Source organism: Pseudomonas huaxiensis, from assembly GCF_003231275.1.
Lineage (GTDB): Bacteria > Pseudomonadota > Gammaproteobacteria > Pseudomonadales > Pseudomonadaceae > Aquipseudomonas > Aquipseudomonas huaxiensis.
Window position 1 is genome coordinate 34,980 of the sequence record NZ_QKVL01000025.1, and the last position, 21,757, is coordinate 56,736.

At 64.7% G+C, this 21,757-nt stretch carries 21 protein-coding genes and 2 pseudogenes; 11 read left to right on the forward strand and 12 right to left on the reverse strand.

The window, feature by feature from the left end; all coding sequences use genetic code 11:
* Positions 1–89: 89 nt before the first annotated feature.
* Entirely contained in the window at positions 90–326 is a 237-nt protein-coding gene (locus tag DM374_RS22145; RefSeq protein WP_110971821.1) for a hypothetical protein, read from the forward strand.
* Here DM374_RS22145 and pdxH read toward each other — a convergent pair.
* The 7 genes and pseudogenes from pdxH to dinG form a co-directional block, all read right to left on the reverse strand.
* Positions 323–970: a pyridoxamine 5'-phosphate oxidase gene (pdxH, locus tag DM374_RS22150; protein ID WP_110971822.1), complete on the reverse strand. Its 648-nt coding sequence runs from the start codon at positions 968–970 to the stop codon at positions 323–325. The genes DM374_RS22145 and pdxH overlap by 4 nt on opposite strands.
* Positions 971–989: 19 nt before the next feature.
* On the reverse strand, positions 990–1,973 hold the full coding sequence (locus DM374_RS22155) for an OmpA family protein (RefSeq protein WP_110971823.1): 984 nt from the start codon (positions 1,971–1,973) through the stop codon (positions 990–992).
* Between the two features lie 82 nt (positions 1,974–2,055).
* Complete coding sequence (locus tag DM374_RS22160; protein WP_110971824.1) at positions 2,056–3,201, reverse strand: serine hydrolase domain-containing protein; 1,146 nt, start codon at positions 3,199–3,201, stop codon at positions 2,056–2,058.
* A gap of 106 nt (positions 3,202–3,307) precedes the next feature.
* Positions 3,308–4,048 (reverse strand): beta-galactosidase, encoded by a 741-nt coding sequence (locus DM374_RS34655; RefSeq protein WP_450088431.1) that lies wholly within the window; start codon positions 4,046–4,048, stop codon positions 3,308–3,310.
* Positions 4,026–4,118: pseudogene (locus tag DM374_RS34660) on the reverse strand (hypothetical protein); the annotation flags it as partial. The pseudogene DM374_RS34660 and the gene DM374_RS34655, both read right to left, overlap by 23 nt.
* 914 nt (positions 4,119–5,032) lie before the next feature.
* Positions 5,033–5,572: pseudogene (locus tag DM374_RS34665) on the reverse strand (beta-agarase); the annotation flags it as partial.
* A 128-nt stretch (positions 5,573–5,700) separates the two neighbouring features.
* On the reverse strand, positions 5,701–7,845 hold the full coding sequence (dinG, locus tag DM374_RS22170) for an ATP-dependent DNA helicase DinG (RefSeq protein ID WP_110971826.1): 2,145 nt from the start codon (positions 7,843–7,845) through the stop codon (positions 5,701–5,703).
* Between the two features lie 98 nt (positions 7,846–7,943).
* On the opposite strand from dinG, the gene DM374_RS22175 reads away from it, so the two are divergent.
* Positions 7,944–8,408, forward strand: coding sequence for a CopD family protein (locus tag DM374_RS22175; protein ID WP_095154930.1), 465 nt, complete (start codon positions 7,944–7,946; stop codon positions 8,406–8,408).
* A 36-nt stretch (positions 8,409–8,444) separates the two neighbouring features.
* On the opposite strand, the gene DM374_RS22180 is transcribed toward DM374_RS22175, so the two are convergent.
* The 4 genes from DM374_RS22180 to DM374_RS22195 all read right to left on the reverse strand — a co-directional run bounded on the left by DM374_RS22180 (position 8,445) and on the right by DM374_RS22195 (position 11,064).
* Positions 8,445–9,203, reverse strand: a complete 759-nt coding sequence (locus tag DM374_RS22180) for a collagen-like triple helix repeat-containing protein (RefSeq protein ID WP_110971827.1) — start codon at positions 9,201–9,203, stop codon at positions 8,445–8,447.
* Complete coding sequence (locus tag DM374_RS22185; RefSeq protein WP_095154928.1) at positions 9,196–9,471, reverse strand: DUF1145 domain-containing protein; 276 nt, start codon at positions 9,469–9,471, stop codon at positions 9,196–9,198. The genes DM374_RS22180 and DM374_RS22185 overlap by 8 nt, the downstream gene beginning before the upstream one ends.
* An 84-nt stretch (positions 9,472–9,555) precedes the next feature.
* On the reverse strand, positions 9,556–10,275 hold the full coding sequence (locus DM374_RS22190; protein WP_110971828.1) for an OmpA family protein: 720 nt from the start codon (positions 10,273–10,275) through the stop codon (positions 9,556–9,558).
* A 90-nt stretch (positions 10,276–10,365) separates the two neighbouring features.
* A complete protein-coding gene (locus tag DM374_RS22195; protein ID WP_110971829.1) occupies positions 10,366–11,064 on the reverse strand; it encodes an OmpA family protein in 699 nt (232 codons plus the stop codon).
* Positions 11,065–11,223: 159 nt separating this feature from the next.
* Here DM374_RS22195 and DM374_RS22200 point away from each other — a divergent pair, with 159 nt between their 5' ends.
* The 8 genes from DM374_RS22200 to DM374_RS22235 all read left to right on the forward strand — a co-directional run bounded on the left by DM374_RS22200 (position 11,224) and on the right by DM374_RS22235 (position 19,053).
* On the forward strand, positions 11,224–11,718 hold the full coding sequence (locus DM374_RS22200; protein ID WP_110971830.1) for a DUF6231 family protein: 495 nt from the start codon (positions 11,224–11,226) through the stop codon (positions 11,716–11,718).
* A 4-nt stretch (positions 11,719–11,722) separates the two neighbouring features.
* Positions 11,723–12,199 carry a YchJ family protein gene (locus DM374_RS22205; protein ID WP_110971831.1) on the forward strand — a complete coding sequence of 159 codons (477 nt, stop codon included), beginning with the start codon at positions 11,723–11,725 and terminating at the stop codon, positions 12,197–12,199.
* Between the two features lie 5 nt (positions 12,200–12,204).
* Positions 12,205–12,678 carry an LEA type 2 family protein gene (locus tag DM374_RS22210; RefSeq protein ID WP_110971832.1) on the forward strand — a complete coding sequence of 158 codons (474 nt, stop codon included), beginning with the start codon at positions 12,205–12,207 and terminating at the stop codon, positions 12,676–12,678.
* A 5-nt stretch (positions 12,679–12,683) separates the two neighbouring features.
* Positions 12,684–12,887 (forward strand): SEC-C metal-binding domain-containing protein, encoded by a 204-nt coding sequence (locus tag DM374_RS22215; RefSeq protein WP_095154922.1) that lies wholly within the window; start codon positions 12,684–12,686, stop codon positions 12,885–12,887.
* Positions 12,888–13,006: 119 nt separating this feature from the next.
* Positions 13,007–13,648: a glutathione binding-like protein gene (locus DM374_RS22220; protein WP_110971833.1), complete on the forward strand. Its 642-nt coding sequence runs from the start codon at positions 13,007–13,009 to the stop codon at positions 13,646–13,648.
* A 116-nt stretch (positions 13,649–13,764) separates the two neighbouring features.
* Positions 13,765–16,197 carry a penicillin acylase family protein gene (locus tag DM374_RS22225; protein ID WP_110971834.1) on the forward strand — a complete coding sequence of 811 codons (2,433 nt, stop codon included), beginning with the start codon at positions 13,765–13,767 and terminating at the stop codon, positions 16,195–16,197.
* Between the two features lie 181 nt (positions 16,198–16,378).
* Entirely contained in the window at positions 16,379–17,398 is a 1,020-nt protein-coding gene (locus tag DM374_RS22230; protein WP_110971835.1) for a ligase-associated DNA damage response exonuclease, read from the forward strand.
* Positions 17,395–19,053: an ATP-dependent DNA ligase gene (locus tag DM374_RS22235; RefSeq protein ID WP_110971836.1), complete on the forward strand. Its 1,659-nt coding sequence runs from the start codon at positions 17,395–17,397 to the stop codon at positions 19,051–19,053. The genes DM374_RS22230 and DM374_RS22235 overlap by 4 nt, the downstream gene beginning before the upstream one ends.
* Here the strand turns inward: DM374_RS22235 and DM374_RS22240 are convergent.
* Entirely contained in the window at positions 19,046–20,668 is a 1,623-nt protein-coding gene (locus DM374_RS22240) for an MFS transporter (protein WP_404821366.1), read from the reverse strand. The genes DM374_RS22235 and DM374_RS22240 overlap by 8 nt on opposite strands.
* A gap of 256 nt (positions 20,669–20,924) precedes the next feature.
* On the opposite strand from DM374_RS22240, the gene DM374_RS22245 reads away from it, so the two are divergent.
* Positions 20,925–21,707, forward strand: a complete 783-nt coding sequence (locus tag DM374_RS22245) for a transporter substrate-binding domain-containing protein (RefSeq protein WP_110971838.1) — start codon at positions 20,925–20,927, stop codon at positions 21,705–21,707.
* Positions 21,708–21,757: the final 50 nt, after the last annotated feature.

Genomic DNA, 21,757 nt, shown 5'->3' on the forward strand with positions numbered 1-21,757 from the left:
GACACGCACCGGATAAAATTGCTTCCATTCAGCTTGGGTACAGGCAGCACACCTGGAACTGTCAGAAGGCTTGGTTAACAAGGATAGACATGGATTACTTCATCATCGCCGTCACCACCGTGGCCGGCCTGTATTTTCACGGTTGGCTGTACGTGCGGATCAGGCGCTGGACCGACCGGGACCTGGCCCTGTCGTTTGCGGGGAAGGATGAGCAGAAACGCGAATTCATGCTTCAGCGGCTGGACGCCGCGAAGGCGCAGAAGGTCAAGCGCAAGGAGTTGGCGGCCTGGCTGGAGCGCGAGGCCGCCGGATACAGCGCGGGTTAAGGCGCCAGCCGCTCACGCAGCCAGGCGCCCTGCTCCAGACGGTAGTTGAGGCGATCGTGCAAACGGCTCGGACGGCCCTGCCAGAACTCGATGCGCTCCGGCAACAGGCGGTAGCCACCCCAGTGCTCGGGGCACTGCGGCTGGCTGTCGCTGAAACGCTGCTCGGTCGCCTTGAGCAGCGCTTCAAGCTCGCCACGATCGGCGATCACCCGGCTCTGCGGTGAAGCCCAGGCACCCAGGCGGCTACCCAACGGACGCACCTGATAATAGGCATCAGACTCTTGCGGCGACACCTTCACCACCTTCCCTTCGATACGCACCTGGCGCTCCAGGGTCGGCCAGAAGAAGGTCATGGCCGCGTACGGATTGGCCAGCAAATGCTGCCCCTTGGCGCTCTCGTAGTTGGTGAAGAAGGTAAAGCCCTGCTCGTCCAGGCCCTTGAGCAGGAGAATGCGGCAATGCGGACGGCCGTGCTCGTCCACGGTTGCCACGGTCATGGCATTGGCTTCCACCGGAGCCTGTTCGGTTTTCACCGCGTCGGCGAACCATTGGTGAAACAGCGCAAAGGGCTCGCTCGGGGCCTGGGCTTCGGCCAGGCCGTCGCGGGTGTAGTCACGGCGCATATCTGCCAGCGTCTGAGTCATCTACAGCGTTCCTTGAGGATCAGTTGGTCTTCGCAGGGCTGTTGGCCGCAACCTTCTTGGCTGCGGGCTCGGCTTTTTTCGCAGCCGGTTTGGCTGGTGCCGCTTTCTTCTTGGCCGCGGTATCTTTCACCGGGGCAGCTTTCTTCGCAGTCGCCGCTTTGGCCGGGGCTTTGGCAGCAGCCTTGGCGGCTGGTTTGGCCGCAGGTGCCTTGACCGCAGGTTTGGCATCCTGGACAGCGACCAACTCAGCCGGGGTCGGGGTTGGCTGCTGGTACTTGGCAAGCAGCGCCACCATGGTAGCTTGCGGGGTCAGGATCATTTCCACACGACGGTTCAGCGAACGGCCCTGCTGGCTGTCGTTGGCTGCCCGTGGCGCCACCGAACCCAGGCCGCGCAGGCCCAGGCGATCACGTTGCAGGCCGCTGAGGCGGAAGATCGCTGCCACCGACTGGGCGCGCTCCTGGCTCAGCTTCTGGTTGGCCACGGCGGCGCCGCTGCTGTCGGCATGGCCGAGGACCAGGACGGCAGTCTTGGTGTCGGTTTCGACGATCTTGGCGATCCGGGTGATCGGGCCGAGGGTAACCGGCAGCAACATGGCCGGACGATCCGGGTTGTAACCGCTGTCCACCGGTAAGATCACCACCAGAACGTCTTCACGGCGTTCCAGTTCCAGCTTGCTGTCCTTGACTGCCTCGCGCAGGCGCGGCTCGTAAGTGTCCAGCCAGGCCTGGGTGGCCTTCACGTCAATCTTCGGTACCGCCGCCGCTGCGACCTCCTTGTCGTCACTACCACCAAAAGGCCACCACCAACTACCGCCTTCGGACTTGGCTTCGGACTTGACGACTTTCTCGGTTACGGCTGCCTTCACTTCCTGATCGGCGACCTTGTCCGAGCCAAACGGCCACCAGCTGTGACCGCTGTCGGCGGCGTCTTTCTGGGGGTTCTGGGCGCAGCCGGTGATGGCCAGGCACAGGGCAAGAGCTAAGGTTTTATGTGAAGACATCAGCGATACACCATGAAAATGAAAGAAAAAATACGTGGAATGCAGAATAGCCAACCGGCCCCCTGAGTGCAGGGCCAACCGATCAAAGGCACGCTTTCAGGACCCGCACCAGCTTTTGCGCACGGGGGTCCATGAGGATGTAGGGGCCCAGGGTATTGGTGACGAAGCCGAAGGCAACGTCATGCTCAGGGTCAGCGAAACCGACCGAGCCACCCGCGCCAGGATGCCCGAACGCACGGGCGCCTAGGCCAAACGTCGCGTTGGCCACCGCCGGCTGGTCAAGCATGCAGCCCAGGCCGAAACGGGTGCGGGTGAGCAGGGTCTTGTCTTCGCCGAGGCTGTGTTCGCGGGTCAGTTCGTCGAGCAGTTCGGATTCCAGCAGGCTGCCATCGAGCAGCCCGGCGTAGAAGCCGGCCAGACTGCGAGCGTTGCCGTGGCCATTCGCCGCCGGCTGCTGCATGCGCCGCCACTCGGGCTTGTTGGTGCTGGTCAGGATGGCCGGCGGGTTGGTGAAGGCCCGGGTCGACAAGGCCTGCGGCTCGCGCATGGTGACCTGAAGCAGGCGCTGCGCCGCTTCGTCGCCGAGGTTGCCCTTGCCACGAGCGATATGGGCGACACGGTGGAACTCCTCGTCGGCCAGGCCGATATGAAAATCCAGTCCCAAGGGTTTTGCCGTACGGGCAACGATCGACTCCCCTGGTCCCCGGCCATCGGCGCGGCGAATCAGCTCACCCACCAGCCAGCCATAGGTGATCGCGGCGTAGCCATGCGCACTGCCCGGCGTCCACCATGGCGCTTCAGCGGCCAGGGTGTCGACCATGGTTTGCCAGTTATAGAGAGCTTCGGCGGGGAGCAGTTCGCGGATCGCCGGCAGGCCGGCCTGATGGCAAAGCAGGTGACGCAGGGTCACCGACTCCTTGCCGGCCTGGGCGAACTCGGGCCAGTAGCGCGCAACCGGCGCATCGAGTTGCAGCTTGCCCTCGCCCACCAGTTGCAACGCGGTGACTGCGGCAAATGTCTTGGTGCACGAGAACAGATTGGCGATGGTGTCGCTGTGCCAGGCCTCCTGGCCGTCCTTGTCGGCGCTGCCGGCCCACAGGTCGAGGACGGTCTCGCCACCAACCTGGATGCACAACGCCGCACCGCGCTCCTGGGGATCGTCGAAGAGGGCCGCGAAGGCCTCGCGTACCGCTTCGAACTTCAGTTCGAAATGACCCTGAATCTGCACCCGACGACTCCTGCACAACCTGCCTGAAAAGTGGCGTGCATTGTTTCAGCACGGAGCGGATTTGGGAACAGACACGGGTCAGACGGCGACATCATTCATTTAAGGCTCAGGGTTTGCCTGGCTCGCTCGCCGGTTGCCGGGCCGGTGCACTGCCGACGATCTCTTTCTCCACCTGCAGGTTGGCCTTGCGCACCTGTTCGACGAAGCCCTGGAACGGCACGTCGGTGATGCCGACCAAACCGAAGTGGCCGTTTTCGCCATCGAGCAGACGTCCGCTGGCCGGCTGATCAGCGAACTGGAACCAGTGCGCGCCGACAATGCTCGGCTCTGACAGCGCCGCCTTGAGGAACGCCGTGTAGGCCGGGCCGCGATCTTCTTCACGGGCGACTTCCATCGGCCCCGGCCAGAACGGTCCGCGGTCGCGGGAACCGAAGTGGAACTCGGAGACCAGCACTGGTTTGTCCAGCGTCCGCAACTGGGCGAAGTCGTAGCCGTCCTGAGGTTTCAGGGTGTAGAAATTGAAGCTCAGCACATCACAGTATTGGGCGCAGGCCGCCACGGCCTCCGGGGTGGTAACCGCGAAGCGGCCGCCCAGCAGCAGTTGGTTCGGCGCATGCCACTTCAGTGCATCGGAGATGGTCTTGAAGTAGGCGTCGGCGAAGGTGCGCTGGAAATGCTTGAAGTCGGCTTCGATTTCCGGGTGCTCGGCGCTTGGCAGCGGCGGCTCGAAGCCCGGGTCTTCCATCAGCTCCCAGGCGCTCAGCTCGATGCCCCAGGCCTTGGACAGACCTTCCTGGTTGCGGTACTTGTCGCGCAGTTGCTTGAGGAAGGCACGCTTGGCCGGCACGTCGGTGGTCAGGCGCAAGGTGCCGTAGGCCAGGCCATAGCGCGACTTGGGGTCGTCTCCCGGCGCAGCCCAGGCCAGTTCGTTGTCGGCGAAGTAGCCGATCAGCCACGGATCATCGCGGTGATCCCGGGCAGCAATGGCGACCGCACGTTCGGTGGCCATGGCGAAACGCGGGTCGAACGGGTCGGGCATCGCGCCCCACCAGTCCATGCCGGTGCTGATGCTGGCGTAATCGCCGACGATCGCCAGCGGCAAGGTGTAAGGCAGACGCTGGGCATGGCCCAGGTCGGGGTCGCTCCAGTTGCCGAGGGTGTTGAAGCCCCAGGCCTGCAAACGGTCGAGGGCCTGGGCCTGCCAGCGCCCGGCATCGAAGGCGACTGGCGGGCACGGCGCGGCCGGAGCGCTCCCGGTTGCTGCGACGGGTGTGCAAGGTTTGCCGTAGCTGCGTTCGAGGTTGGCCGCATAGAAGTCGAACCAGCGGCCCTGGTTGAAGTTGCGGCCCTTGGACGAGGCATTGCCGTCGTTGTTGTTGCCTTCACCGTAGAAGACCGCCAATGGCGAATCCGCCGCCGGCAACCCGCTGAACATCGCTTCACGTCCGGCGACATAAGTGCGCCCGGGTTCAGCGTTCACCGCGTTGACGCCCAGCGAATAGAACGGATGCCCCTCCGGCGTAACCAGGTACCAGCGACCATCACGCTTGACCGTGCGGAAGAAGCCCTTGGCATCGAAGGTCTGCCCGCCGGTCCAACCGCCGAAGCGGTCCAGCGGCTGCTTCTGGCGTTCAGCCAGCCAGGTCTTGAGTTGTTGCTGCTCTTTGGCGGCGGCGCTGCGCAGTTGCTCGTCGCTGCTGACCTTTTCCGGCCAGCGACCCCGGCTGAACTGGCCATAGCCATCGATCAACTGGCTGTAGGCCGCCTGCTGCAGGCGGTCGTCGTCCTGCACGTTGATGCATTCGATCAGCACGCTCTGGGCGACATTCGGCTGGTTCATCGACAGGGTGACGGAGGTGACCTGGCTCAGGTCCAGCTCACCAGCACTGCCGGTCAGGATCAGACGCTGACCTTCGAAGGTCCAGGGCATCGGCGGGCCGGCGCGCATGCCCTGGCTCAGCGGCGAACTGGCCTGGAGCGGGATCAGCACAGTCTGTGCCGGGCCGGCTGGCAGGTCGATGCGGCTGGTGAGGGTTTTGCCGTCGGCACTCTGGATGGTCACGTTGACCGTCAGGGCCCAGTCCATACCGCTTTGCAGGCGCAGGGTCAGGGCCTTTTGCGCGGACCAGTCCCAGACGCCGGTTTGCGGGCTCATTCGCAGATTGGGACGCTGCACCGGATTGAACACCACTCGGCGCAGTACTTCGCCTTCGGCCGTCTGCTCAGCGTTGTACTGCGGCAGGCTGGCCTCCTCGGTCGCCACATTGACCACCGAAGTGGGGCGCACAAAGTTGAACAGCGTCTGCTGCGCGGCCAGCAGTGGCGGGCAGAACATCAGCGCGAAAACGGCGGGAAGGGTACGGCGCAACATGGGGCTCGAGTTCTCCTTGAAGGACCCTTGCGGGTCTTGGGTCCGGTGAATAGACAGCGAGAAATGCAAAAGATTTTCAGGACCTGATCGCTGCGGCTTGGCGGGACGCCGAAGCGCAGCGATTGGGCTCAGGAAATTTCCCGGCGAAACGGCGGCAGCGCGTTAAGAATAGCCTTGCCGTAGCGTTGGGTGACCACGCGGCGGTCAAGCAGGGTGATGATTCCACGGTCCTCTTCGGTCCGCAGCAGGCGACCGCAGGCCTGGATCAGTTTCAGCGACGCATCCGGCACGGCGATTTCCATGAACGGGTTGCCGCCGCGCGCCTCGATCCATTCGGCCAACGCCGCTTCCACCGGGTCATCCGGCACGGCGAAGGGGATCTTGGCGATCACCACGTGCTCGCAATAGGCACCCGGCAAGTCCACCCCTTCGGCGAAACTGGCGAGGCCGAACAGCACGCTGGAATCACCACCATCGACCCGCGCCTTGTGCTTGTTCAAGGTTTCCTGCTTGGACAGATTGCCCTGGATAAACACCTGCTTGCGCCAGTCGCGGTCCAGGCCGTCGAACACGTCCTGCATCTGTTTGCGTGAGGAGAACAACACCAGCGAACCCCGCGAACCTTCCACCAGTTCCGGTAGATCGCGAATGATCGCCGCAGTGTGGGCGGCCGCGTCTCGCGGATCGGCCCGCAGGTCCGGCACGCGCAGAACGCCAGCATCGGTGTGATGGAACGGGCTTGGCACCACCGTGGTGACCGCCGCCCGCGGCAAACCGGAGCGCATGCGGAAACGGTCGAAGGTGCCTAGCGCGGTGAGTGTCGCCGAGGTCACCAGGGCGCCGTGGGCGACGCTCCACAGATTGCGGCGGAGCATCTCGGCGGCCAGGATCGGGCTCGCGTTGACTTCGATATCGAACAGCGCGCCGCTCTCGGCCAGGGTCAGCCAGCGCGCCATTGGCGGGCTGTCTTCCGGGTCTTCGGCGGTGAAGGCGGTCCACAGTTCCCAGTTGCCCTGGGCGCGGGTCAGCAAGGTGCCGAACAGCGGGTACCACTCCTCGGCCTGGTGGCTGGCGATGCCGATATTGACCTCGCCGTCCATGCCTTCCTTGAGCAGGTCGGTGAGACGGGAGAACAAGTCGTTGAGACGTGAAAAGCCCTTCTTCAGTTCGATACCGATCTCGCGGATATGCTCCGGAATCACACCACCAACGAAGCGATGCCGAGGCCGCTCGCGGCCTTCGATGTCTTCGCTGGGACGGAAGTCGGCAACCTGCTCGCAGGCGCTGAACATGAACTGCTGCTGGTTCTTGATCTCCCGGGCCAGCTCCGGCACCTGCTCGATGAACTTGCCGAGGTCGCCCGGCAGCGGGTTCTGGGCCAGCAACTTGGTCAGGTTCTTCGCGGTCTGTTCCAGCCAGTCGGCGGTGGAACGCAGGCGGCTGTAATGGGCGAAGTGGCCGATGGCCTTGTCCGGCAGGTGATGGCCTTCGTCGAAGACGTAGATGGTGTCGCGCGGATCGGGCAACACCGCGCCGCCGCCCAGGGCCAGGTCGGCGAGGACCATGTCGTGGTTAGTGACGATCACATCGACCTTGCCCATGCCCTCGCGCGCCTTGTAGAAGGTGCACTGGCCGAAGTTGGGGCAGTGGCGGCCGGTACACTGGCTGTGGTCGGTGGTGACCCGCATCCAGTCCTTGTCTTCCAGGGCCATGGGCCAACTATCGCGGTCACCGTCCCAGCGGTTGCCGGCGAGCTTCTCGATCATGCTGTTGAACAGCTTCTGGCTGACTTCATCCACCTCGATCTTGAAGCCTTCTTCCTCGAACAACTGCGCCGTGGCGCTCTGCGCGTGGCCTTCCTGCAACAGCAGGTCAAGCTTGGACAGGCACAGGTAGCGGCCGCGCCCTTTGGCCAGGGCGAAGCTGAAATTCAGGCCGCTGTTGCGCATCAGGTCGGGCAGGTCCTTGAAGACGATCTGCTCCTGCAGGGCGACGGTTGCCGTGGCGATGACCAGGCGCTTGCCGGCGGCTTTGGCCGCGGGGATCGACGCCAGGCTGTAGGCCACGGTCTTGCCGGTACCGGTGCCAGCCTCGACCGCCACCACGGCAGGGTCGCCAGAACGCCGACCTTCGTCGTCGCAGTCGATGTCGCCGAGCACCTTCGCCACTTCGGCGATCATCAGGCGCTGGCCATAACGCGGTTTGAGGCTCTTGGCTTCGAGAAAACGGGAATAGGCGCCCTGAATCTGGGACTTGAGTTCGGTACTGATCATGGTCTCGGGGCGCCCAAAAGGCTGGATAAATTTTCAGTGTTTCGAGTGGGCCGGCTATCATACCCCGCTATTGCCCTTTGCGCCGAATGGAGTGCCCGATGACTGCCTACGCCCTTCCCTACAGCCTGCATGTCCTGGCCGCCATGGTCTGGGTCGGCGGCATGTTCTTCGCCTGGATGATCCTGCGCCCGGCGGCCGCCACGGTCCTCGAAGGCCCGCCCCGGCTCCAGTTGTGGCTGGAAGTGTTTCCGCGTTTTTTCAGTTGGGTGTGGATCGCCGTGCTGGTGCTGGCGGTCAGTGGCGTGGGCATGCTGCACATGCACTATTCCGGTTTCGACCATGCGCCGCGCCATGTGCAGGTGATGATGGGCGGTGCCATCGCCATGTTCGCCCTGTTCATGCGGGTTCAGAGCCTGTTGCTGCCTGAGCTGCGCAAGGCCGTCGAGGCGGGCGACTGGGCAGCAGGCGCCGGTGTGATGGGGCGCATCCGGCGCATGGTGGGGATCAATCTGTTGCTGGGAATTGCCGTGATCGTGGTGGCGGCGTCGCGATTGTCGTTCTGAGGGCCGCGGCAGCGCCGCCGACCCTCGCGCCACAGGTTACAGCCGCTGCACGCTCAACTCGCCCGGCGACCCGGCCAGCCCAGGCTGGCCAGCGGCACCGGGACGACCATCGGCACCGCCATCGGTGCGATAGACCAGGCACCCTTTGCTCGCCCCGCCCTGACCCGGCTTGCCGGCGACGCCCGGCGCACCGGGCGCCCCGCCGTCCAGACGCACCTTGATCTGCTCTGCCGGATAATCCGCCGGCAGGCTCAGGCGCACCCGGCCACCGGGAGCACCGTCATGACCATTGCCGCCGTTGTCACCATTGGCGCCACGGCTGGCCTGGCCCCAGGTGCAGCCACCGGCCTTGCCGTTGGCGCCATCGAGCCCCACGTAACCCGGCGCCCCGGCACCGCCACGTGCATCGATGAACAGCAGCGGCGCCTGCAAACGGTTCAGCCGCAGGTCCAGATTACGGCCTGACTGCGCCGGTTTTTCATAAGTCCCCGGCGCACCATGGGCGGCGATCTGGCTGCCTTCGGCCAGTTGCGCGCTGCCGGCTTCGATACGCAAGGTGTCCTGGGCCGGCACCACGGCAATTCGTGCATCGCGGCCGAGTGTCAGTTGATCGACTTTCAGCTCCACCAGACTGGACGGCAGCAGCAAGGTGGCGGAATCCGCCACATCGAGGCGCTCCAGGTGAACGACACTGGCCTTGTTTGCCAGACGCAGCACCGAATGCGGTGCAACGCTCAGGACATCGGCCATGCTCAGCGGGCTGAACAACGCGGTCAACAGCATCAGCTTACGCATGCTTGGCTTCCTTGGGAGGTGCGGGAATGGAGAGGATATGGAAGATGCCCACCAGCAGAATCTGCAAGCGGTCGAACCAACGGTGGCTGCGCTGGCGCAGGCGACCGTTGAAGAACAGGATTTCGAGCAGATGAAGCCCCAGCAGTGAGGCGCCGGCCAGGTTGATCAGTTGGTGGAACGGCGGTTGCGCGGGAATCAGCAGATTCACCAGCACCACCCACCAAAACACCACTGTCAGCGCCTTGAACAAGCCGAGAAAGCCTTTCATAGCCTTGCCTCCTGAAGGGTTCGCGTCAGCCGTGGCGGTCCGCCAGGAGACAGACTGCCACCATAACGGCTGACGCCGCGCCGATCAATTGAGGTGCAGCTCTACCCGGCGATTCTGGGCACGGCCAGCGTCAGTTTCATTGTCCGCGACCGGCTGGCTTTCGCCGCGTCCCTCGCTGGTGACTTTCTGCGGTGACACGCCCTGGCTGATGAGGTACTCGGCGGCAGCGCTGGCGCGGCGCTCGGAGAGGCTCTGGTTATAGGCATCGGTGCCCTTGCTGTCGGTGTGCCCGACCACGCGGATGCGGGTCACCGCCGGGTTACCCAGGCGCTCGACCAGCGCTTGCAGTTGCTGCTGCGCGGCCGGCGTCAGTTCGGCCGAGTCGAAGGCGAACAGCACGTTGCCCTGGTCACTGAGGGTGATGACTTCCTGCACAGGCTCAGGCTCGGCGACTTTTTCCGATACCGGGTACTGCGGCAGCGGGCAGCCGTTGTGGCTGACCGGGGTATTGGCCGGGGTGTCCGGGCAGCGGTCGCGGCGGTCGAACACGCCGTCGCCGTCTTCATCGCCATCATGGGCATAGCAGATCAATCCGCCGGCAATGACACCGGCAGCACCACCGCCCGCCGCCCAGGCCGAGCTTTCGATGGCGCCGAGTCCACCGCCCACCAGGCCGCCGAGCAGGCTACACAGTGGCCAGGTCCGTTGATTGAGTGGTGCGCTTCCATCGCTGTGGGTCGCGCAACCGGGGAGCAAGCCGGCCGCCAACAACACGGGAAGCGCGGCTCTGGTAAGTGCGGTCATGGGGAAATGCCTCCTGTGTTACTGGCTATTACCAGCACACAGGAGTAAAGACCGGCCCGCGACACTTCACAAGCCACGGGCCGCGAGGCTTCAGCGCTCGATGCGGATTTCCGTACGGCGGTTCTGTGCCCGTCCGTCCGCAGTGCGGTTGTCGGCTTCAGGCTGGCTTTCACCGGCACCGCGCACCGAGACGAAGCTGGCGCGTGGCACGCCGCTTTCGATCAGGTACTCGGTCACCGAATGCGCGCGGCGCTCGGAGAGTTTCTGGTTGTAGGCGTCGGAACCGACGCTGTCGGTGTGCCCGGTCACGCTCAGTCTGGCGCTTGGCGCTTCCTGTTTCAGGCGAGTGGCGATGGTGTTCAGGCGGGACTTGTCAGCCGCCGTCAGCTTGGCCGAGTCAAACTCGAAGTGGATGTCACGGATCACGATGGTCTCTTCCTTCACGACCACCACTTCTTCGACCACCGCGACCGGCGCAGGCTCTGGTGGGCAACCGTTGGCATCTACCTGGACGCCACGCGGCGTGCCCGGGCACTTGTCGCGGCTGTCCGGCACGCCATCGCCGTCTTCATCACCATCGCCATGCACCCAGCAATACGCTGCGGCCAGAGTACCGCCGGCCAGCGCGCCCCAACCGGCCCAAGCGCTGCTCTCGATCGCGCCCAGCGCGGCGCCACCGACGCCTCCGACGGCTGCACATTTCGGCCAGTCGGTTTTTTGCAAACCTGCACAACCAGTCAATACGCTGGCTAGCAGAACCAGAGGTAAAGCTGTGCGAACTATGCTCATTTGTTGCATCTCCCAGGAGGATTCGGTGCAAAACCGATGCTCTGGGAGTAAAGACCGCAGCGTCCATCTCCGCCAGCAATAAGCCATGACGCAACCACCGCGCCCCTTTGCCTTGGCGCCGTGGCCCGCTAGTCTTGGCGGATCAGATGAGGACCTTCGATGACTGAGAGCTTTTCTTCGCGCACGCCGCAACAGGCCCTGGCCGCGCTATTGGAACACCATGCCCCGCAACGCCTGTTGCTGGTGGGCACACGCTTCCCCGCCCTGGAAGCTTTCGCCGCCGCGCATCCGCAGGCCAGCATCGATGTCGCCGCACCCGGCCCGCTGCCGGCGGAACTGGCGGGCAAGCGCTACGACCTGGCGCTGCTGGTGGACTGCCTGGAACACCTGCCCAAGCGCAACGGCCTGGAATTGGTGGGCGGCATCCGCAACCTCAATTCCAACCGCATCGCCGTGCTGGCCGACCTCGCCGCCAGCGGCTGGGAAGACACTGACTTCTACTCGCTGGCGCTGCAGGCCAACGAGCGTTTCCAGCGTGATGACCAGGTCCTCGGCCTGTTCAGCTACGATCTGCGTGACTATAAACAGGTACCCGACTGGCTCAACGCCAAGTTCTGGGCCAATCCGCAAAACTTCGGCAAGTACTGGTGGTGACGCGATGAGTGTTTCGGTTTGTCCCTGCGGCAGCGGCAACCTGGTGGATACCTGCTGCGGGCACTATCACGCCGGGCACCCGGCTCCGGACGCCCAGACGCTGATGCGTTCGCGCTACAGCGCCTACGTGCTGGGCCTGGTGGACTATCTGGTGAAAACCACCCTGCCGGTGCAGCAGGTCGGCCTCGACCGCCCGGCCATCGCCGCCTGGAGCGCGCAAAGCACCTGGCTCGGGCTGGACGTGGAATCGGCGGAGGTCTTCGGCGGTCAGCCCGAGCACGCCTTCGTCACCTTCACCGCGCGCTGGCATGACGCTGATGGCGAACACAGCCACCGCGAGCGTTCGGCCTTCGTGCAGAACCAGGGCCACTGGTACTTCATCGACCCGACCGTCGGCCTCAAGGCCGGCCGCAACGACGCCTGCCCCTGCGCCAGCGGGCAGAAATTCAAGAAGTGCTGCTCCAGTTATGTAGGCGGATAGCGACCATGCGCCGTCTGGCCCGTCTGTCAGTGCTCATGCTCCTGCTGAGTCTGACAGGCTGCGCCAGTTGGCTGGACAGCGACTTCCGCGATCCCGAGGTGCACCTGATCAAGGTGGAAACGGTCAGGGCGCGGCTGATGCAACAGCGCTTCATCCTTCACTTTCGTATCAACAACCCCAACGACAGCGCCTTGCAGGTCCGCGGCCTGAGCTACGCGGTACGACTCAACGAGCTGTTGCTGGCCCAGGGCGACGACGGCCAATGGCTGCGGATCGATGCCCACGGCCGGCGCACCGTCCAGGTCGAGGTGCGGACCAACCTCTGGCAGCACCTGAAACCGCTGGCGAAGATGCTGCGCGCCGGTACGCCGCTGCACTATCGCCTCGAAGGCACGCTGCGCACCGGATTATTCTTCACCCGCAACCTGCACTTGTCCCGCAGTGGTGAGATAATTCCCGGCGATTTTGTCCCGGAGTAACCCAGATGACCCAGCAACCTCACGTTCACGGCCCTGATTGCAATCACGATCATGACCATCACCACGATCACGACCACGGCCATGTGCACGGTCCGCACTGCAACCACGCGCCCCAGGAGCCGGTGCGCAACACGTTGAAAGATGTCGGCCGCAACGACCCTTGCCCCTGCGGCAGCGAGAAAAAATTCAAGAAGTGCCACGGCGCCTGAGTGTGACTTCCTGTAACAGCGGTCGCGCTTTGTGATATCCATAACGCCGACCGCTGCGCCCTGGCGCGGCAGAACGACGGCAGCATGCGCCATGCTGCCGTTTCCTGATGGAGCGCCTCATGATCGATCTGTACTACTGGACCACCCCCAACGGCCACAAGATCAGCCTGTTTCTTGAGGAGACCGGCCTTCCGTACCGGATCCACCCGATCAACATCGGCAAAGGCGAGCAATTCGCCGCCGACTTTCTGAAAATTGCCCCCAACAACCGCATTCCGGCCATCGTCGACAACGACACCGCCGACGGCCAGCCACTGTCGCTGTTCGAATCCGGGGCCATCCTGCTTTACCTCGCCGAAAAAACCGGCCAATTCATTCCGCAAGACCTTCGCGGTCGCCAGGAAGCCCTGCAATGGCTGTTCTGGCAAATGGGCGGCCTCGGCCCGATGGCCGGGCAGAATCACCATTTCAATCGCTTTGCACCGGAAAAGATCCCGTACGCCATCAAACGCTACGTCGACGAGACCAAACGCCTCTACGGGGTGCTGAACAAGCGCCTGGAAGACCGACCGTTCGTCGCCGGCGAGGCGTACAGCATTGCCGACATGGCGATCTACCCGTGGATCGTTCCGCACAAATGGCAGGAGCAGAATATCGACGACTTCCCGGCCCTTAAAGGCTGGTTCGAGCGCATTCAGGCCCGTCCCGCCACCCAGCGCGCCTATGCCCTGGTGGAAAAGATCAACCCGCCGCAGCCATAAGCCCGCGTCACCGGCGCGGCGCTTTGCAAATAAAGCCCGCGCCCCCGCTTGCATGGGGCCATCGCGCTCACTAACGTAGCGCCTTTCAGCCGCCACCCCCTTGCAGGAGCTTTGCCATGGCCTCGCCAGCCTTTCCCCTTTCACGTCTTCGGTTCGGCGTCGCCGCGGCCGCACTCGGGCTGCTCAGCCTGGGTGGTTGCCAGATGGGCAACGTTCGCGACAGCGTGCCACCGACCGTCGGGGTCGAGCCGCTCAAGGGCCTGGCGCAGAACGTTTCGGTACGGCGCAATGCCCAGGGCATGCCGCTGATCGAAAGCAGCTCCTTCCATGACGCCCTGTTCAGCCTCGGCTACGTGCACGCCTCCGACCGCATCGGCCAGATGCTCGGCATGCGCCTGCTGGCCCAGGGTCGGCTGTCGGAGATGGCTGGCGCCGAGGCGCTGGACGTCGACCGCTTCATGCGCGCCACCAACCTGCGCCAGAGCGCGACCCAGCTCTATGCCGACGCCTCGCCGCGTCTCAAGCGCTTCTTCGAGGTCTATGCCCGCGGCGTCAACGCCTACCTGTTCCGCTACCGCGAAAAACTGCCGTCGCCGCTGGCGGGCTACCGTCCGGAGTACTGGAAAGCCGAGGACTCGGCGCTGGTCTTCGCCCTCTATAGCTTCAGCCAATCGGTGAACCTGCAGGAAGAGCTCGCTGCCCTGACTCTGGCGCAGAAAGTCGGCGCCGACAAACTGGCCTGGCTGCTGCCCAACTACCCGGACGAACCGCTGCCGGAAGCCGAGGCCGACAAGCTCAAGGGTCTGAACCTCGCCAGCCAGTTGACCGGCCTGGCGCCGGTGGCGGCGGTCAGCGCGCAACTCGCCGCGTTCAACGTGCTCGGCAATGCCAACTCGGCCAACTGGGCCCTCGGCCCGCAGCGCAGCCGCAGCGGCCGCAGCCTGCTCGCCAGCGACAGCCAGGGCGGCTGGGTGCTGAGCCCGGTGCAGATCCGCACCAGCAAATACCAGGCCGCCGGCTTCACCCTGCCCGGTCTGCCTTTCGTGCTCGCCGGTTTCAACGGCAAGCTGGCCTGGAGCGGCAGCGCGGCCATGGGCGACAACCAGGACCTGTACCTGGAAAAACTGCGGCGCCAGGGCAGCCAGTTGCTCTACGAAGTGGACGGGCGCTGGCAACCGGCGCGGGCGCGCAACGAAACCTTCTTCGTCAAGGGCCAGCGCCCGCAGCGCGAAGTCATCTACGAAACTGGCCACGGCGCCCTGCTCACCGGCGACAAGGGCGGCCTCGGCCTGGCGCTGCGCATGCCCGACCTCAAGGGTGACAAGAGCCTCGACGCGTTCTTCGACCTGTCGCGGGCCCAGAATGTCGAGCGCGCCTTCGACGCCAGCCGCGAGATTGGTGCGGCAGCGCTGAACATGGTCTTCGCCGATGCCAGCAACATTGGCTGGCAAGTCACCGGCCGCTACCCCAACCGCCGCGAAGGCCAGGGCCTGCTGCCCTCGCCGGGCTGGGACAGCCGCTACGACTGGGACGGCTACGCCGACGCCATGCTCCATCCCTACGACCAGGACCCGCCGCAAGGCTGGCTCGGCAACGCCAACCAGCGCAGCGCACCGCGCGGCTACGGCATGCAGTTGTCCAACAGTTGGTCGTACCCGGAGCGTGCCGAACGCCTTGCGCAACTGGCCGGCAACGGCAAGCACGACAGCCGCAGCCTGATCGCCATGCAGAACGACCAGACCACCCTGTTCGCCAACAAACTCAAGGCCATGTTTGAAGCGCCGGGCATGGCCCAGCCGCTGAAAAAGGCCATCGACAGCCTGCCGGCCGAGCAGAAGGCCCGTGCCCGCGAGGCCTACACCCGTCTGATGGCCTTCGACGGCCGCCTGAGCCAGACCTCCGCCGATGCCGCGGTGTACGAACTGTTCCTCCAGGAAAGCACGCGGCTGACCTTCCTCGATGAACTGGGTCCGGAGTCGAGCCCGGCGTGGCAGGCGTTCGTCGCCAATGCGCGGCTGTCCTACTCGGCCCAGGCCGACCACCTGCTGGGTCGCGACGACAGCCCGTTCTGGGATGACCGCACGACCCCGGCGAAAGAAGACAAACCGACCATTCTCGCCCGCAGCCTGGCTGCGGCGATCAGTGCCGGTGAACAGCAACTCGGCGCCGACCGCAAGACCTGGCAGTGGGGCAAGCTGCACCAGTACCAATGGCCGACGGCCAACCTGCATGGCCTGGGCGACAACCTCAGCCGACGTGCGCAAGCGGTGGGCGGCGACCACAGCACCCTGAACCCGTCGACCTATGCCTGGGGCCAGGACTTCAAGGCCAGCCTCGGCCCGGCAGTGCGCATGGTGGTGGACTTTGGCCAGGTCGAGCCACTGCAGTTGCTCACCAGCAGCGGCCAGTCCGGCAACCCGGCCAGCCCGCAGTTCGCCAATGGCCTGGATGCGTGGTTCCGCGGGCAGTACCAGAGCGTGCCGCTGCAAACGCAGAACTATGAGCGGGCGTATGGCAGCAAGCGCCTGACCTTGGTGCCGGGGAAGTAATTTAGCGATCTTTAGGGCCTCACATCGCTGGCAAGCCAGCTCCCACAGGGTTCACACACATCTCAAGATTTGTGCAAAACCTGTGGGAGCCGGCTTGCCGGCGATGAGGCCCTCAAAAACACCGAACTTCCCCAACCCGTAACCGCTCTACCGATACAAGCCCTCCACCAGCAGCCCTGCCATGGACCTTGTCATCGCCCGCCCCGAAGGCCTCTACTGCCCGCCCGGTGATTTCTATATCGATCCCTGGCGCCCGGTGGAACGGGCGGTCATCACCCATGGCCACGGCGACCATGCCCGCACCGGCAATCGCCATTACCTGTGCGCAGCCCCCGGCGCCGGGATCCTGCGCGCCCGCCTCGGCGCCGACATCAATCTGCAAACCCTGCCCTACCACGAACGCCTGTCGCACCACGGCGTCACCCTGAGTTTCCATCCCGCCGGCCATGTGCTCGGCTCGGCCCAGGTGCGCCTGGAATACCAGGGCGAAATCTGGGTCGCCTCGGGGGACTACAAGGTCGAGGCCGATGGCACCTGCGCGCCCTTCGAGCCAGTGCGCTGCCACACCTTCATCACCGAATCCACCTTCGGCCTGCCGATCTACCGCTGGCAGCCGCAAGCCGAGGTGTTCAGTGAAATCAACGACTGGTGGCGCGCCAACCAGACCCGCGGCAAAGCCAGTGTTTTGTTCTGCTACGCCTTCGGCAAGGCCCAGCGCATCCTCCACGGTATCGACGCCAGCCTCGGGCCGATCCTCGCCCACGGTTCGGTCGAACCGCTCAACCGGGTCTACCGCGAGGCCGGCATCGCGCTGCCATTGACGCAATACGCTGGCGACATTCCACGCAACGATCCCCTCCTGCGCCAGGCCCTGATCATCGCCCCGCCCTCGGCCGGCGGCAGCACCTGGATGCGCCGTTTCGGCGATTACAGCGATGCCTTCGCCAGCGGCTGGATGCGCCTGCGCGGCACGCGGCGGCGGCGTGGGGTCGATCGCGGCTTCGTGCTGTCCGACCACGCCGACTGGCCGGGCCTGCTCTGGGCCATCGCCGAAACGGGCGCGCAACGGGTAATGGTCACCCACGGCTCGGTCAATGTGCTGGTGCGCTATCTCACCGAGCAGGGACTCGACGCCCGTCCCTTCGTCACCGAATACGGCGACGAAGACGACGCACCGACCGCAGCGCAGGCCGAGGGATGAAAGCCTTCGCCGAGCTGTACCTGCGTCTGGACGCCACCACCTCCAGCAACGCCAAGCTGCAAGCCCTGCAGGACTACTTCAGCCAGGCGCCAGCGCGGGACGCCGCCTGGGCGGTGTACTTTCTCTCCGGCGGTCGTCCCCGACAATTGGTGCCCACTCGCCTTTTGCGCGACATCGCTACCCGCCTGGCGGCGCTGCCGGAATGGCTGTTCGAGGAAAGCTATCAGGCGGTGGGCGATCTGGCCGAAACCTTCTCCCTGCTGTTGCCGGAGGCTGAACACAGCAGCGACGCGGGCCTGGCGCACTGGGTCGAAAACGAGCTGCTGCCGCTGCGCGGCCTGCCAGCCGAAACCCTGGCGCAGCGCCTGCCGCAACTCTGGGCGCAACTGGACCGCAACAGCCTGCTGGTCTGCCTGAAACTGATCACCGGCAGTTTCCGTGTCGGGGTGTCGAAGCTGCTGGTCACCCGCGCCCTCGCGCAACTGGCCGGCCTTGACGCCAAGCAGGTAGCCCAGCGCCTGGTCGGCTACACCGACCTCAGCCACCGGCCTACCGCGGACAGCTACCATGCGCTGGTCGCCGAGGCGTCCGCCGACGAGCACGCCCAACGCGGCGGCCAGCCTTATCCCTTCTTCCTCGCCCACGCCCTGCAACAGCCGGTCGAGCAGTTCGACGCATTGCTCGGCCCCGTCAGCGACTGGCAGGCGGAGTGGAAATGGGACGGCATCCGCGCGCAACTGGTTAAACGCGACGGCCAGTTGTGGATCTGGTCGCGGGGCGAAGACCTGGTCACCGAGCGTTTTCCCGAGCTGCACGCGTTGACCGTGAGCCTGCCCGACGGCACGGTGCTCGACGGCGAAATCGTGGTCTGGAAACCCGATCCCGAGACAGACGCCATCGCCGTCCAGCCCTTCGCCCTGTTGCAGCAACGGATCGGCCGCAAGACCCTCGGCAAGAAGCTTTTGGCCGATGCCCCGGTGGCCCTGCTCGCCTACGACCTGCTGGAATGGCAGGGCGAAGACTGGCGCAGCCGTCCGCAGCACGAACGCAGGCGGCAACTGGAAAGCGTGGTCGGCCAGTGCCAGGACGCGGTGCTGCAACTGTCGCCCGTGCTCGCCGCCAGCGACTGGGCCGACCTCGCCCGCCAGCGCGAGAACTCCCGCAGCCTTGGCGTCGAAGGGCTGATGCTCAAGGCCCGCGACGCCCTCTACGGCGTGGGCCGGACCAAGGACATGGGCGTGTGGTGGAAATGGAAGATCGACCCCTTCACCGTCGACGCCGTGCTGATCTATGCCCAGCGCGGCCACGGCCGCCGCGCCAGTCTCTACAGCGACTACACCTTCGCCGTCTGGGACGCCCCGCCCGGCACGCCGGAACGCACTCTGGTGCCGTTCGCCAAAGCCTATTCCGGGCTCAGCGACGCCGAGATGCGCAGCGTCGACGCCATCATTCGCAAGACCACGATCGAGACCTTCGGCCCGGTACGTAGCGTCACCCCGACCCAGGTCTTCGAACTGGCCTTCGAAGGCATCGCCCTGTCCCGCCGCCACAAAAGCGGCATCGCCGTGCGCTTCCCGCGCATGTCCCGCTGGCGCCAGGACAAACCGGTGGAAGAAGCGGATGACCTGGCGACGTTGCAGGCGTTGCTCAGCTAGCGCTGACCCCGCGAAGCCCGCGCAGCGCTACCCATGCGAATAGCGCCGCAACAACCGCCACCACTGCGCTGGTCTGCTCCACGCCTGCGCGAAACGCCAGATCCACCGCGTGCAGCAATGCCGAGGCCCCGTCGAACGTCCCCGCATGGCCAACGGCATGGGCGCCACCCAGTGTGTCGGCGGCCTTGCTCGCATCCTCCGACAGCCCGGGCGGCAGCACCAGCGACAAGCGATACAGCGCCGCCACCGCGCCACCGATCAGGGTGGTGCCCAGCACCACGCCGACTTCGTAGGCGGTCTCGCTGACCGATGACGCACTCCCGGCGCTCGCCGCTGGCACCGTGGACAGCACCAGGTCGTTGGACACGGTGGTAATCGCCGCCACGCTGACATTGAGCAAAACAAAAGCGACACAAACGCTGACAACGCTGGCGTGCAGCAGCGCCATCACGGCGAACGCCGCCGCACCCAGCAGCAGGCAGCCCGCGATCACCCGATTAGGGGCGACCTTGCGCGCCACCGGAACGATGGACAGACCAGCCGCGATGCCGAGCACCTGCCCCGGCACCAGAATGAGGCTGGCGAGCAAGGGCGACAGGCCGAAGACCAGTTGCAGCAACTGAGTGGCGAAGAAAATGAAGCCAATCAGCAAGCCGAGGCTGACCAGGTTGACCGCGATCGAAACGCTGAACGCCGGCAAGCGAAACAGGCGCAAATCCAGCAACGGCTGCGCGACCCGCAACTGGCGGCGAACGAACAGCACACCAACAGCGACACCGGCGCACAGGAACAACAACGCCTGACTGTCCAGCCCGGTGGTAGCGCCATGCTTGAGTCCGAGCATGACGCCGGTCATGGCGCCAAGGCTCAGGACGATGCTCGGAATATCGGCGCGCTGCCCCGGTTGCAGTGCCGTTTCGCGGAGGGAAGGCGCCAGCACCAACACCGGCAGCAGGAACGGCAGCGCGACCAGAAACACCACGGGCCAGTCGAAAAACTCCAACAGCACGCCGCCAAACAGCGGCCCCAGTGCCGAGCCAAAGGTCAGGCAGGTCGCCCACACGGCCACTGCCACACGCCGTTCTTCACGGTCTTCGAACGCGCTGCGGATCAGCGCCAGGGTCGAGGGCAGGATCATCGTGCCGAACACACCCAGCAAGGCCCGGCCGCCGATCAGTTGCCAGGCCTCTTGCGACAGCGCGACCAGCAGCGACACGGCAGCGAACCCCGCGCACCCCAGCAGCAACATGCGTCGATGGCCCAGGCGGTCACCGGTACTGCCCATGGTCACCAGCAGGCCCGCAAGCACCAGAGAATAGGCGTCGATCATCCATAGCTGTTCGGCAGCCGAAGGGCTCAATCCCGCAGCGATATGCGGCAAGGCAAAGTTGAGGATGGTGTTATCGATAGTCACCAACAGGACGGGCAGCATGATCACCAGCAGGGCGAGCCCTTTCGAACGATCCCTGATGATCGCGGACAGCGGGCTGACGGCATCTTGCATCCGGCGTTTCTCCTTGAAACGGGTTCGGCAACTTGAAAAGACTGACGCTACTGCTGGCTTGATTCCCACAAACACGCGCCAAGCGAGCGAACCTAGCAGACTCGCAACCACTGGCAATGAATGCGCCGATATCGAAATGTTTCAGTTCTTGAGCCAAACAGCCCGCACACGCACCGGCACAGGGCGCGCTGCAACGCAGCATGCACTCCTGCGAGGCGGCCCACCATCGCTGAAGAGGGCCTGAACACGGGACAAAACCGCGTCACCTTTACAGTGGTGCGGAACTTGCTATCACTGTGATGTCGGGCCGCGACCGGTAACGGTGCACGGCCACCCCAATATTTCGCCGCTTCTCAAGGACTACACGATGAAAAAAGCATGGCTGACGCTTTCCGCTGTTGCTCTGTGTCTGGCTGCCGGCAACGCCCTGGCCAAGGAGTACAAGGAGCTGCGTTTTGGCGTCGATCCTTCTTATGCGCCGTTCGAGTCCAAAGCCGCCGATGGTTCGCTGGTGGGCTTCGATATCGACCTGGGCAACGCGATCTGCAAGGAGCTGAAAGTCACCTGCAAGTGGGTGGAAAGCGATTTCGACGGGATGATCCCGGGCCTCAAGGCCAACAAGTTCGATGGTGTGATTTCGTCCATGACCGTGACGCCAGCGCGACAGAAGGTCATCGACTTCTCCGAGGAGCTGTTTTCCGGCCCTACCTCCTTCGTCTTCAAGAAAGGCGCGGGCCTGAGTGCCGATATCGCTTCGCTCAAGGGCAAGACCGTCGGCTACGAGCAAGGCACCATTCAGGAAGCCTACGCCAAGGCCGTGCTGGACAAGGCCGGGGTCAAGACCCAGGCCTACCAGAACCAGGACCAGGTCTATGCCGACCTGATTTCGGGCCGTCTGGATGCGTCTATCCAGGACATGCTGCAAGCCGAACTGGGCTTCCTGAAGTCGCCGCAAGGGGCCAACTATGAGGTGAGCCAGCCGGTGGACAGCGAACTGCTGCCATCGAAAACCGCAGTCGGTATCCGCAAAGGTAACAAAGACCTGCAGGACCTCTTGAACAAAGGTATCAAAGCGTTACACGCCGACGGCACCTACGCCGAGATCCAGAAGAAGCACTTCGGTGAACTGAACCTCTACAGCGGCAAATAACCGCCAACCGGTGCCCATCCCACGGATGGGCATCTTTTTTTCACCCCAAG